The 13600-nt window shown below is 67.6% G+C and carries 10 protein-coding genes; 7 read left to right on the forward strand and 3 right to left on the reverse strand.

The window, feature by feature from the left end:
• Positions 1-230 precede the first annotated feature (230 nt).
• A complete protein-coding gene (locus Pla175_RS19420) occupies positions 231-3413 on the forward strand; it encodes a BamA/TamA family outer membrane protein (protein WP_145289212.1) in 3183 nt (1060 codons plus the stop codon).
• Between the two features lie 110 nt (positions 3414-3523).
• Here Pla175_RS19420 and Pla175_RS19425 read toward each other — a convergent pair whose 3' ends face one another.
• From Pla175_RS19425 to Pla175_RS19435, 3 genes are all read right to left on the reverse strand, one after another.
• Positions 3524-3787, reverse strand: a complete 264-nt coding sequence (locus tag Pla175_RS19425; protein WP_145289215.1) for a hypothetical protein — start codon at positions 3785-3787, stop codon at positions 3524-3526.
• A 55-nt stretch (positions 3788-3842) separates the two neighbouring features.
• A complete protein-coding gene (locus Pla175_RS19430) occupies positions 3843-4376 on the reverse strand; it encodes a hypothetical protein (RefSeq protein WP_145289218.1) in 534 nt (177 codons plus the stop codon).
• Positions 4377-4451: 75 nt separating this feature from the next.
• Positions 4452-5477 carry a hypothetical protein gene (locus Pla175_RS19435; RefSeq protein ID WP_145289220.1) on the reverse strand — a complete coding sequence of 342 codons (1026 nt, stop codon included), beginning with the start codon at positions 5475-5477 and terminating at the stop codon, positions 4452-4454.
• A 210-nt stretch (positions 5478-5687) separates the two neighbouring features.
• On the opposite strand from Pla175_RS19435, the gene Pla175_RS19440 reads away from it, so the two are divergent.
• The 6 genes from Pla175_RS19440 to nagB all read left to right on the forward strand — a co-directional run bounded on the left by Pla175_RS19440 (position 5688) and on the right by nagB (position 13472).
• Positions 5688-6215, forward strand: coding sequence for a TIGR03546 family protein (locus tag Pla175_RS19440; RefSeq protein WP_145289223.1), 528 nt, complete (start codon positions 5688-5690; stop codon positions 6213-6215).
• Positions 6212-8017 carry a TIGR03545 family protein gene (locus Pla175_RS19445; protein ID WP_145289226.1) on the forward strand — a complete coding sequence of 602 codons (1806 nt, stop codon included), beginning with the start codon at positions 6212-6214 and terminating at the stop codon, positions 8015-8017. The genes Pla175_RS19440 and Pla175_RS19445 overlap by 4 nt, the downstream gene beginning before the upstream one ends.
• A gap of 197 nt (positions 8018-8214) precedes the next feature.
• Complete coding sequence (locus tag Pla175_RS19450) at positions 8215-9462, forward strand: beta-ketoacyl-[acyl-carrier-protein] synthase family protein (protein WP_145289230.1); 1248 nt, start codon at positions 8215-8217, stop codon at positions 9460-9462.
• A gap of 143 nt (positions 9463-9605) precedes the next feature.
• Positions 9606-9866 carry an acyl carrier protein gene (locus tag Pla175_RS19455; RefSeq protein WP_145289233.1) on the forward strand — a complete coding sequence of 87 codons (261 nt, stop codon included), beginning with the start codon at positions 9606-9608 and terminating at the stop codon, positions 9864-9866.
• Positions 9867-9968: 102 nt separating this feature from the next.
• Positions 9969-11348: a phytoene desaturase family protein gene (locus tag Pla175_RS19460; protein ID WP_145289236.1), complete on the forward strand. Its 1380-nt coding sequence runs from the start codon at positions 9969-9971 to the stop codon at positions 11346-11348.
• Positions 11349-11546: 198 nt separating this feature from the next.
• Positions 11547-13472: a glucosamine-6-phosphate deaminase gene (gene nagB / locus Pla175_RS19465; protein WP_145289239.1), complete on the forward strand. Its 1926-nt coding sequence runs from the start codon at positions 11547-11549 to the stop codon at positions 13470-13472.
• The last annotated feature ends 128 nt before the right edge of the window (positions 13473-13600 follow it).

Raw genomic sequence — 13600 nt, forward strand, 5'->3', positions numbered from 1 at the left:
CCGAAGCAGGCAGTCCCCCCCACACCCCTGCCAATAGCCGACGGGCTCCGCCCCGTCGGCGTGCTTCTAGAACGATCAGTCCCGAGCAACACCCCGACGGGGCGGAGCCCGTCGGCTATTGGGTTTGCCCTGGGGGGGTAGTTTCTGTATTTCTCCGCAGCCCTGCCGGGCGCCCGTTGCGCCTGCGCCCGAGAAACAGACGAATTACGCACCGTTGCAGGTCCGCCATCGTGAATTGCCGCCACGAGCCCTACCGTTGTCATCCGACCGCTGCGCGGGTATCGCGTCTGCGGTCGGTGCTGGCGGTGGCGGCGTTGTTACTCGCGCCAGCCGAAATCCTTGCCCAAGGCGGGTTTGGCCCCGGCGGCGGCGGGTCGCCCTCGGGCGGCGGCGGGCCTCTGTTTGGCGGTGAAAAGCAGAAGAAAGTCGTCCACGGCCCGTCGCTGGCGGTGACCGATGAGGTAGTGGTCGATATCCGCATCGAGGGGAACAAGACGGTCCCCACGGCCCGCATCCTGGGCCAGATGCAGACCAAGGTAGGCCGCCCCTACGACCCCGAGGCGTTCAAGCAGGACGTCCGCAACCTGGTTTCTCAGCAATGGCTGGTCGACGTCCGGCCGCTGTCGGAATCGACCGAGGCGGGGCGGGTGATCGTGCTGCGCGTGGTCGAGCGCCCCGTGATCCGCTACGTGGAGTACCTCGGCAACGAGGGGGTCTCCGACCGCAAGCTGGCCAAGGAATCGGGCCTGAAGGTCGGGGGCGCCGTCGACCCGTTCGGCGTCGAGCAGGCCAAGCGTCGCATCGAAGACTACTACCAAGATCAAGGCTTCGACCGGGTCGAGGTCTCTGTGATCGAAGGGACCCAGCCCTCCGACCAGGGGGTGGTGTTCGTGATCAGCGAAGGGAACAAGCAGAAGGTGTGGGGCGTCGAGTTTGAAGGCAACACGTTCCTTTCCGACTCGCGTCTGAAGACCAAGATCAAATCGAAGCCGGGCTTCTTGTACCTGTTCGGCGGCAAGCTGAACCGGGAAGAGCTCGACGCCGACGTCAACCGCCTCACCGAGTTTTACCGCTCCTTCGGCTTCTTCCGGGCGCGGGTCGGCCGGCTGGTGGAGGTCAACGACGGAAGCAGTTGGGCCACGCTGCGGTTCGTGATCAACGAGGGGCAGCGCTACAACGTGCGCACCGTCCGGTTCATGGGGAACGAAAAGTTCACCGGCGACGCGCTGGCCAGCATCTCGAAGCTCCCCTCGGGCGAGCCGTTCGAGCAGGCCAAGATGAACGCCGACGTTGAGAAGCTGAAAGAGGTCTACGGCAGCGAGGGGCACATCTTTGCCGACGTCCGCGCCGAACCGGTGTTCTTGGAGCAGCCCGGCGAGATCGACCTGGTCTACCACATCGACGAGGGGAAGCGGTTCCGCATCGGTCGGATCTTCGTCCACATCGAGGGCGACCGCCCTCACACCCGCATCCAGACCGCGATCAACCGGCTAGGTATGCAGCCTGGAGACATCGCGGACATCCGCGACATCCGCGACAGCGAACGCCGGCTGATGGCGAGCCGCTTGTTTAACACGGACCCCTCTCAGGGTGACCCGCCGCGGATCACGTTCCAGATCCCGGAGTTCCAGGAAGAGTTCACCGCGGAAGGAGAGAGGCCCACCGTCCGGGGCCAGTCGCCGGCGCCGGCCCCCGTGCAGCCGGCCAACTATCAGCAGACGCCCACCTACCGCGCACGCGGTTTCGGCGTATACGAGGTCGAACGCCCCGTGCTGCCCCCCGACGGCGACGAGCCGATCGACGTGCACTTGGTCTACGACAAGAACGGCAACCTCGTCCCCATGCCGGCCGCCCCGGTCGCCCCGGCCACGGCGGCGCCGATCATCCGCGGGCAGTCCCCCGCGGCGACATCCGGCTGGACCAACCCGCCCCCGCCGGCGGCCGCGGCGCCGGCTTCGATCTACCAGCAATCGCTCCCCCCCGCGGCGGCGCCGGTCTACGGCGGCACGCTGCCGGCCGCGACCGACCCGGCCTCGTCTTACGCGGGCCAGGGCTACGCCGCGCCCGCGGCGCCGCAGGCCTACGGGGCGCCGGCGTCTGCCTACCAGACGCAGCCCTACCAAGCCCAACAAATCCCTTCCCAGCCGTTCGCTGCCCAACCGGCCGCTTCACAGCCCGGCGGCGTACAGCCGGCGCAGTTTGTCGAGCCCCGGCATCCGCAGATGCTGCCGCCCGGCGTTGTCGGCGCCCCGCTCACCAATCCAAACCAGATCCCCGACCGGCAGGACGGCGGGCCGTTCGGGATCGATCCGTTCTCGCCCGTGGGGAACCGCTCCGTTGACCCATACGTCGACCTGACGGTCCGCGCCGGTGAAACGCAGACCGGCCGGTTCATGGTCGGCGTCGGCGTGAACTCCGACGCGGGCGTCACCGGGCAGATCTTGCTCGACGAGCAGAACTTCGACTGGCGCCGTGTGCCGCGGAGCTGGCAAGACTGGTCGGACGGCACCGCCTTCCGCGGGGCCGGGCAGCACTTCCGCATCGAGGCCAACCCGGGCACCCAGGTGCAGCGCTACGCGGTGAGCTTCCAAGAGCCCTACCTGTGGGACACCCCGATCAGCCTCGGCCTCTCCGGCAGCTACTTCCAGCGTCAGTACCGCGACTGGAGCGAAGACCGCCTCGGCGGACGCACGTCGCTCGGCTACCAGTGGACCGCCAACGACCTCTCGGGTTCGCTCTCGTACCGGGGCGAACAGATCGAGATCTACGACATCCCGCTCGGGGCTCCGCAGGAACTCACCGAGGTGTTGGGCACCAACCAACTACACGGCTTCAGCGCCCGTTTTGCGAACGACACGCGTGACAACCCGTTCTTGGCGACTCAGGGCCACTACCTCGAGCTGACGGTCGAGCAGGTGCTCGGCTCGTTCACCTACCCGCGAGCGACGATCGACGCCCGCCAATACTTCTTGCTCAATGAACGCCCCGACCACTCGGGCCGGCACACCGTCATGCTGGCGACCCAACTCGGCTTCACCGGCGCCAACACGCCGATCTACGACCACTTCTTTGCCGGCGGCTACTCCACGCTCCGCGGGTTCGACTTCCGCGGCGCCTCGCCCGTCAAGAACGGGGTCGAGGTGGGCGGCGAGTTCCAGTGGCTCAACACCGCGCAATACATGTTCCCGCTCACCGCGGACGACATGATCCACGGCGTCGCGTTCTGCGACTTCGGCACCGTGGAAGAGAACGTCGAGATCGAAAACCTCCGCGTCTCGCCGGGCGTCGGCCTGCGGATCACGGTCCCCGCGATGGGCCCCGCGCCCATCGCGCTCGACTTCGCCTGGCCGATCCAGTACGCGCCGACGGACGACCGCGAGGTCTTCACCTTCTTCATCGGCTTCATGCGGTAAGAAAGCGGTCAGCAATCAGCAATCAGCTCGTCGCAGTCGGGGTCAATGGGCGTGCGAACAAGAAGCGAGCCCGCCGGCTAGAAGCTGACCGCTGGAAGCTGGAAGCTCCCCTACCATGTCGGCCCACGAAGGTCCCAACGCATCGGGCGCCCGGAATAGTCGCGGTGCCACTGGGGACCCTGCCGGAAGCGCTCGGCGCCGAACCAGCCCCATTGGAACTGCGGCGCGAAGTTCGCGTAGTTGGGGTTGCCGGCGTAGGGGGCGGCGTAAGGATCGCCCGGCGGGCCGTAATACGGCATCGGCTGGGCGGCGCCGGAGGGCGTCGCGAAGGCCAGCACCGCTAGCGCCGCAAAGCTGCAGAACCAAAGTCTCATAATGGACCTCCTGTCCAGTCTGTCGTGATCGGTTTCGGCCGCGGCCTGTCGTCGGCTAGTAGCCCTCAACCGGCGTCGAGAGCGACTGCCCGCAGTGGGGGCAGAACACCTCGGTCGCCCCCTGGGGCGTCTGTACGAACGGCGAGTTTGGGAACGGGGTTGTCGGGAAGTAGCCCGAGCCCCCGACGAACGGGGTCGCCAGCACCACGTTGGGCGGGCCGTACAGGTTCCCGAAGTAGGGGTCGTAGCTGCCGCCGAACTTCTGCTTGTAGTAGTCGAGGTGGAACGGGTAGGGTCGCTGGAACGTGCCCGAGGCGATCGACGGCGCCTGATAATTGCCGCCCTGGTTCGGGGGGCGATGACCAGGGGGCCGCTGGTTTGGCGGAAACTGATTGGGCGGAAACTGGTTCGGCGGCCAGCGGCCACGGTCCAGCCGGCCCGGTTGACCGACCTGAGGCGGACCGACCTGCCCAGACACACCCACCCGGGCCCGCTGGTAGGTAGGCGCTGCGCCGTCGGTTTGGGCGCACGATACAAGCAGCCATGCCATCACCAGCCCGCAGGCGGCGCCCCCGCGTAATGCGACCACGTATCTGCCCCTCGTTGTTAGCGTTCGACCGGGGAAGCCCCCATGATTGATGCTAAACAGCGAAAGTTTTCGCGGTCAACGAAGATGCGGCCCCTGGGGGCCTTGGGTCGCAATTCTTGCCGGTTTGGGCAGGATGATAGCGATCGTAGCGGTTGCAAGCAGTGCTACGACGGCGCCCGAGGGCTCCGGGACCACGGCCGTGGCGGCGGCAATCGCCGCGCCGCTGAAGCCACGGCGCCAGAGCGCCAGGTCGGCGCTGTCGACCCGCAGGTCGCCGTTGGCGTCGGCCGGCAGGTTTGGTCCGGTCTGGCCGAAGGTGTCCCGCCACAGCGTGTAGTCGGCCGCGTCGAGCCCGCCGTCGCCGTTGAAGTCGCCCGGGACCGCCGTCGGAAACGGCCCGATGGCGGCCTCGACCGTGTGGAAACGCATCACGCCCCGCTGGTTGACGCCGGTCGACCCCCACAAGAAGGAGTCGGGGTGGGCGCCGATGAGGGGCACGCCCGACCAGCTCGAGACCTCGCCCCCGTCGAACAAGAACGACACCTTGCCGGTCTCGGGTCGGTAACGCAGCTCGAACGCGTGTGTCGCGGTGGCCGAGGCGCCCGCCGGCGCCAGCACGTGCGTCTGGCCTTGCCCGTAGAGCTCCGCCACCAGCCGCCCGAGCGGGTCTAGCCCCACCGCCGCGCCGTAGCGCAGGTTGTTGAAGTACGACAGCAGGCCCATGGCGGGGCCGTCGCGGTAGGCGTCGACAACGCTGGCCTCGGTCTGCAGGCGCCAGCCTTGGCTGCCGGCCTGCAGGGCGTAGGAAGGCGAGAGGTTGACGAAGTAGTACGGGTTGACGACCGACGTGCTGCTATCGGTCACCTGCCAGGCGTTGTGCCCGCTGCCGCCGGCGTTGTTGACGCCCACCCCCGCTCCGCCCTGCGACGAACCCACCGCGTCGTACCAGTAGTACTGATCGGGGCGCCATACTTGGCTCCCCGCGCCGGCGTTGTAATCCGCCCACAAGAACGCCGCCTCGGCGGGCGCGGCGCAGCACCACGCAGCCACAAACGTCGCTACGGCGAGCGCGCAGCTCGGCCATCGGTTGGATCGGTCCACGCTTCTGTTCCGAGGAGAAGGGATCGACGCCGCGATCACTGCCGCAGGCCCCCGCGTTGTAGCGGAACTCTCGGCGAGCGTGAACGGAAAAGCGCCGGAAACGCATTTCTGCGGACGCTGGCGTGAGGGTTGTAACGGTTTTGCTGGAGCGACCGCCGCCGCCGGGCCGATCTTCCGGATACACCTACCCGCCACTAGGAAGGGACGCCCATGCTCGGCCTTGTTCGGCCCCTCCGGCAGCTCGCCGGCCTGTTCACCGCCCACGACTCTCCCCGGCAAGTCGCCGCGGGCGTAGCCATCGGCATGGTGCTGGGCCTCGTCCCTAAGGGGAACCTGATCGCCGTCCTGCTCGGCATGACTCTCATGGTCTTTCGGGTAAACCGAACGGCCGGCCTGCTTTCGGCCGCGCTGTTCTCGTGGATCGGCCTGGGGATGGACGGGTTCACCGACCGGCTGGGCGGCATCGTGCTGGCGGCGCCCTCGATGCAGGGCGCCTACGCCTGGCTCTACGATCTGCCGCTCGGGCCGTGGATCGGCTTCAACAACACCGTGGTGCTGGGCTCGCTGCTGACGGGGCTCTACCTCAGCTACCCCTGCTACCTGCTAACGCACCTGGTCTACGCCCGGCTGCAGCCGCCGGCCTTGCGCTGGATCGCCCGCTACCGCCTGGGGCGGTGGCTGATGGGCGCCGATTGGTCGCAGCGGCTCGGGCTCACCGGCGTGCTGGGGGTCAAATGATGATTACACGCGTCAAGAAACTGCTGCGCTGGGACTACATCGCCGTACGGCTGATCCTGCTGTTCGTGCTGCTGTACGTTTCGGAGGTCGGGCTGGCGATCGCGCTCAAGTGGGGCGCCGTAACGGCCGGCCAAGCCGCTACCGGGGCGCGGGTAGACGTCGACAAGGTCAAGGCGTCGCTGCTGGGCGCCCGGGTGGCGATCGGCCACGTGCAGATCGCCGACCCGCGGAGCCCGATGAAGAACCTGGTCGAGGCAGACTCGATCGAGCTCGACTTCGACGGCCGCGCCCTGCTGCACGGCAGCGCCACCGCCGACCTGGGAGTGATCCGCGGCCTGCGGTTCGGGACCGACCGGGTCACTTCGGGCGAGCTCGAGAAATCGGACGGGGCCGACGACCAGTCCGGGCCCGCCGCCCCGTCGTGGATGGCGGACGCGGCGTCGCAGCGGGCCGCGGCCTGGATGGACGACCTCGAGGGCCGCTTCGCCGAGGACGTGACCGCGCAGTTCGAGTCGGTCCGCCTGGCCGAGGAGCTGGCCGCCAAGTGGCCCGCCGAGTACGCGTCGCTGGCGGCCGAGGCGCGGCAGATCCAGGGCGAAGTCAAACTGCTCGAACAGCAAGCCAAAGATGCGCGGCAAAACCCGCTGCGCAATGTCGAGTTCATCCGCGACCTGCCCAGCCGTATCACCGGCTACCAGCAGAAGCTCAAGAGCCTGCGCGGGCGGATGACCGCCCTGCCTGAATCGGTGCGCGCCGACCGCCAGCGCGTGGCCCAGGCCCGCCAGCACGACGAGGCGCTGCTGCGGGAGAAGCTGAAGGTGAACAACGCCAACGCACAGCAGCTCACTGACTACCTGCTGGGCGAGCAGATCGGCCAGCCGCTGGCGCAAATGGTGGGTTGGCTGAAGTGGGCGCGGGCGCTCGCTCCCTCGAAACCGGAGCAGGCCACGACCACCGCGAAGCGGGGCCAAGATGTCCGGTTCGCCGGCTGCCAGGTGCTGCCGAATCTGCTGGTCCGCCGGCTGGAGCTCGAAGGGGTGGTGCGGGTCGCCGGCCGCTCGGCCGACCTCCGCGGCGTGGTGACGGACTTTACGACGCAGCCCCGGGTGCTCGGGCAGCCGATGCGGATCGCCATCGACACGACCGGCGCCCTGCCGATTGTGCTGCGAGGTACCATCGACCGCACGGGCGACTCGCCGCTGGACGAGCTGGTTGCCGAGTGCGCCACGGTGGCCCTGCCCAAGGCAGACCTGGGCGCCGGTCGCAGGCTGCGGCTCGACGTGGCGCCCTCGACCGCCGCGGTGTCGGTAAGCGTGCGGCTCGAAGGGGATGCGCTGGACGGCGACATCCAGATCAACCAGCAGCAGGTGCGGATCTCGTCGCGCGTTGACGGCGATTTCGGGCCGGTTTCGGGCCGTGTGCTGACGGGCGCCGTCGATCAGTCGCTCGGCCGGCTCGACAAGCTGGTGACCCGGGTCACCCTGACGGGGACGCTGGACGAGCCGAAGTGGGAGGTTTGGTCCACGCTGGGGCCGGCCGTCGCCGAGGCGGTCGACCGGGCCGTGGCCGGCGTGGTGCAGCAGCAGACCGATCGGCTGGCCGGCGAGGCGCAAAAGCAGGTCGACGCCCAGCTCCAGAAGCTTGATTCCCAGCTAGCAGCGGCCCGCGACAAGGCGACCGCCGCGATCGACGAGCCGGTGAAGAAGCTGGAGCAGTTGGTGGCCGAAACCACGCAAAAGGCGTTGGGCAACGCCCTGCCGGTGCAGCAGCTTGGCGAGAAGTTCTTCCCGCTCAAGCGGTAGGGCAGGCCTCGACTGTCGAGCGGCGGAGTCGCGGCGTTGTGCCGGGCAATCCAGTGGCCCAGTCGGTACAGCCACCCGGCAGGCGGGGCCTGCCCCTACCTACGGCGGGTTGCCAATCTGGGGTTGTGGCGCTAGCTTTAAGGGCTTGGCGGGAGCGTTCCGCCGTCCGGTCTCGCCCGCCCGCTCGGCCCGCCGCCATGCCCAGTCTGACGCCCCCCATCACAAGCCGCGTTGTCATCACCGGCATCGGGCTCACGTCGCCCAACGGAAACTCCCTGGCGGAGTACCGGCAGTCGCTGCTGGAAGGCAAGAGCGGGGTGCGTGAGTACGAGATCCGCTACGTCGGCCAGACCCTGGCCGGGGTGTGCGACTTCGACGAACGCCGCCACCAGGACCGCCGCGACCTGCGGCGCGGAACCCGCGCCGGCTCGATCAGCATCTACTGCGCCCGCGAGGCGGTCGAGAACTCGGGGCTCGACTGGGAGAACGTTGACCGCTCGCGCGTCGGCATCTACATCGGCGTGACCGAGCACGGCAACGTCGAGACCGAGAACGAGATCAACGAGATCAAGGGGTACGACTACGACACCTCCGTCTGGTCGCACCACCACAACCCGCGCACCGTGGCCAACAACCCGGCCGGCGAGGTGACGCTGAACCTGGGGGTGACCGGCCCGCACTACACGATCGGGGCGGCCTGCGCGGCGGGCAACGCCGGCATGATCCAGGGCGCCCAGCAGTTGCGCCTGGGCGAGTGCGACGTGGCCGTGTGCGGCGGCGTGTCCGAGAGCATCCACACGTTCGGCATCTTCGCCGGCTTCGCCAGCCAGGGGGCCCTGGCCGCCCACAGCGAGCCGGCCCGCGCCTCGCGCCCGTTCGACCAAGACCGCAACGGCATCGTGGTGGCCGAGGGGGGCTGCCTGTACGTGCTAGAGCGTTACGAAGACGCCGTGGCCCGCGGCGCCAAGATCTACGGCGAGATCGCCGGCTACGCGATGAACAGCGACGCCAGCGACTTCGTGCTCCCCAACCCGGTAGAGCAGGCCCGCTGCATCGAACTGGCGCTCGGCCGGGCGGGGCTCAACGCAGACCAGATCGACATCGTCAGCACCCACGCCACCGCGACCCCCAGCGGCGACATCCAAGAGTGCACCGCGCTGCGGCAGGTGTTCGGCGAGAGCAAGACGACGCACATCAACAACACCAAGAGCTTCATCGGCCACGCGATGGGCGCGGCGGGCGCGCTGGAGCTGGCCGGCAACCTGCCGGCGTTCGACGACGGCGTCTGCCACCCCACGATCAACGTCGACAAACTCGACCCCGCGTGCGACCTGCCGGGCCTGGCAATTAACGAGTCGCGAGAAACAGGCGGCGTAAACGCGATCCTCAACAACTCGTTCGGCATGCTGGGGATCAACTCGGTGCTGATCGTGACCAAGGTTTGACGGTAAAGCCCACGAGTCGCGCGAAAGAAGCGGATTCTGGTAGAAGCACACGAGTTGCATTCAAAGTTCTGGTATTAACCAAGTAACACTTGCGTGACCGCCCATCATCCGATTGATTCGTGGGCAAACTTTCAGGAAGTAGAATGACCCCCCAAGATATCCGTGAAGAAATCCTCGACATCCTCTCCGACATCGCCCCGGACGACGACCTGTCGGAGTTGCAAGACGACAAGAGCTTCCGCGAGCAGATGGAGCTCGACTCGATGGACTTTCTCGACATCGTGATGGAGCTGCGCAAGCGCCACCGCATCCAGATCCCGGAAGAGGACTACCCCAACCTCGCCAGCATGAACAGCACGGTGGAGTACCTCGAGCCGCGGATGAAGGACATCCAGAAGGTGTGATTTGGCCCGTTGTCAGTGGCCCGTTGTCAGTGGCGCTTCGAATAGTGACGAGCCACGTGCTTCAAACGACCGACAACTGGCAACTGGCAACGGACAGTTAAAATGTACGACACCCTCATCATCGGCGCCGGGATGAGCGGGCTGGCGGCCGGCATCCGGCTGGCGTACTACGACCAGAAGGTGTGCATCGTTGAAAAGCACTGGACCATCGGTGGCCTGAACAGCTTCTACCGGCTCCGCGGCCGCGACTACGACGTCGGCCTGCACGCCCTCACCAACATCACGCCCAAGGGCGCCAAGAAGGGGCCGCTGGCCCGCCTGCTGCGGCAGCTCCGCTTCTCGTGGGACGACTTCGCGATCGCCCCGCAGATCGGCTCGCAGGTGGTCTTCCCCGGCCGCAGGCTGGGGTTCGACAACAACCCGCAATTGCTCCACGCCGAGGTGGCCCGCGAGTTCCCCCAACAGGCCGACGCGTTCGGCCGGCTGCTCGACTCGATCGTCGACTACGACGACCTGACCGACGAGCACCAGCAGCTCTCGGCCCGCGAGGTGGTGGGTTCGATCCTTACCGACCCGGTGCTGGTAGAGATGCTCTTCTGCCCGCTGATGTTCTACGGCTCGGCCCGCGAGCACGACATGGACTGGGGCCAGTTCTGCATCATGTTCCGCAGCATCTTCCTCGAGGGGCTCGGCCGGCCCCACGCCGGCGTGCGGCTGATCCTGAAGAACCTGGTGAAGAAGTACCGCGCTCTGGGCGGCGAGCTCAAGCTCCGCGCGGGGGTGCGTAACCTGCACGTCGAGGATGGGCGGGTGGTGGGGGTAGAGCTAGAAGACGGGCAGCAGATCGAGGCCGCCCGCGTGCTCTCCTCCGCCGGGTGGTGCGAGACGATGCGGATGTGCGACGACGGCCAGCCGGTGGTCGGCGCCCGCCGGCCGGGGCAGCTCAGCTTCTGCGAGACCATCTCAACGCTGGACGTCCAGCCGAAGGCGCTGGGCTACGACCGCACCATCACGTTCTTCAACGACCACGACCGCTTTGATTGGTCGGCGCCGCAGACCCCCTGCGACCTCCGCAGCGGCGTGATCTGCAGCCCCAACAACTTCCTCTACGAGAAGGCCCTGGACGAAGGGGTGATGCGGGTCACGGTGCTGGCCGACTTCGGCCACTGGAGCGGGCTAGACGAAGCGGCCTACCGCCGAGAAAAGGCCCGCTGGTACGACCGCATTGTTGATTCCGCGGTGCGGTTTGTGCCGGACTACCGCCCCCGGGTGATCGAGACCGACATGTTCACGCCCACCACGCTGGTGCGGTTCACGGGGCACGAGAACGGGGCCATCTACGGGGCGCCCCAGAAGCAGCTCGACGGCGCCACGCACCTTGAGAACCTGTTCATCTGCGGCACCGACCAGGGGTTTGTCGGCATCGTGGGGGCCATCATGAGCGGCATCGGCATGGCCAACCGGCACTGCCTGACCGCGTAACTCTGCCCCGCCGAGCCCCCCAAGCTGGCGATTTGACGAAAAGAGTGCGCATTTTCGCGGCTAGCCCGAGCGGCCGTTTCATGTCATTTCTAGTAGGAAGTCGCGGCGATGCGCATCCTTCCGCCCCGCCCTCGGCTACACTGACGCCTCCAGGCGCCGATGCGACTCCAACCCAATGTCCGTCACCTACCGAACGACATGACCGCACCACCACTCGACGACCGCCAGAAGATCCCCACCCAGGTCTACCGCCACGCCGCGGAGGCCAGCCGCGCGGTGGCGGAGCAGATCGCGGCGCTGATCCGCGAACGCGCCTCCCAAGGACGCGCCTGCGTGCTGGGGCTGGCCACCGGCAGCACCCCGACCGGCGTCTACGCAGAACTGGTGCGGATGCACCAAGACGAAGGGCTCAGCTTCCAGAACGTGGTCACGTTCAACCTGGACGAGTACTTCCCGATGCAGCCCGAGGGGCTGCAGAGCTACGTCCGCTTCATGCGGGAGCACCTGTTCGACCACGTAGACATCCTGGCCGAGAACGCCCACGTCCCCGACGGCGCGCTCGACGAGCGCGAGGTCGCCGAGTACTGCCGGCAGTACGAGGCCAAGATCGCGGCCGCCGGGGGAGTCGACCTCCAACTGCTGGGCGTCGGCCGCACCGGCCACATCGGCTTCAACGAGCCCGGCTCCGGAAAGACGAGCCGGACCCGCCTGATCACGCTCGACCGGGTCACCCGCCGCGACGCCGCGAGCGACTTCTTCGGCGAAGAGAACGTCCCGCAGCGGGCCATCACGATGGGCGTGGGCACCATCCTCGACGCGCGTCAGGTGGTGCTGATGGCGTTCGGCGAGGGGAAGGCGGGCATCGTCAAGCAAGCGGTCGAGGGGCCGATCTCTACGATCGTCGCCGCCAGCTTCTTGCAGGAACACCCCAACGCGCAGTTCGTGCTAGACGAGGCCGCGGCCGACGCGCTCACCATCCGCCGCGAGCCGTGGTTGGTCGAAGGGGTCGAGTGGGACGAGGCGATGGTCCGCAAGGCCGTCATCTGGCTCGCCCAGAAGCTCCAGAAGCCGCTGCTGAAGCTCACGACCGAAGACTACAACGAAGAGGGGCTGCAGGACCTGCTCGCCAGCCACGGCCCGGCCTACGACCTGAACCTGCGTGTGTTCCGCGGGCTGCAGGCCACCATCACCGGCTGGCCGGGCGGCAAGCCGGACCACGCCAAGCAGCCGGGCGACCGCCCGCAGCCGGGCGACCACATCTTCCCGAAGCGCGTGCTGATCTTCTCGCCCCACCCAGACGACGACGTGATCAGCATGGGGGGCACCCTGATCCGCTTGGTCGACCAGGGGCACGAGGTGCACGTCGCCTACCAGACCTCGGGCAACATCGCGGTGTTCGACGACGACGCGGCCCGCTTCGCCGAGTTCGTCGGCGAGTACAACCAGCGGTTCGGCATCGACCCGGAGAGCTCCGCCAAGCTGGGCGCCCAGATCGACGAGTCGCTCCGCGGCAAGCGGCCCGGTCAGGTCGACAGCGACGAGGTGCAGTTCATTAAGGGGCTCATCCGCCGCACCGAGGCCCGGGCCGCCACGCGTTGCTGCGGCGTGCCGGCGGAGCGCCTGCACTTTACAGACATGCCCTTCTACGAGACGGGCCGCGTGCGCAAGAAGCCGCTGAGCGAAGAGGACATCCAGATCACGGTCGACCTGCTGCGCGAGGTAAAGCCCCACCAGGTTTACGCCGCGGGCGACCTCTCCGACCCGCACGGCACGCACCGCGTGTGCCTGACGGCGGTGCTCGAGGCGTGCCGGCGCTTGGCGGACGACGACTGGTACGCCGACTGCCAGGTGTGGCTGTACCGCGGCGCGTGGCAGGAGTGGGGGCCCCACCAGATCGAGATGGCCGTCCCCATCAGCCCCGCCGAGCTGCTCCGCAAGCGGGTGGCGATCTTCAAGCACGAGTCGCAGAAGGACAAAGCGCTCTTCCCCGGCCCCGACCCGCGCGAGTTCTGGCAACGGGCCGAAGACCGCAACCACGGCACCGCGATCCTGTACGACAAGCTGGGGCTGGCCGAGTACGAAGCGATCGAGGGGTTTGTGCGTTGGAAGGGAGAGTCGCTGTAGCGATTGGCTTTCAGCTCTCAGCTAAGAAGAGCCCAACGAGGACGATTTGGGGACTGGACCATTCGATCGCTTTGACCCACTCGAGGCTTCAACTATCCCCTTTGCTGAAAGCTGATCGCTGACAGCTT

Origin of the sequence: Pirellulimonas nuda (assembly GCF_007750855.1) — a bacterium.
GTDB classification, from domain to species: domain Bacteria; phylum Planctomycetota; class Planctomycetia; order Pirellulales; family Lacipirellulaceae; genus Pirellulimonas; species Pirellulimonas nuda.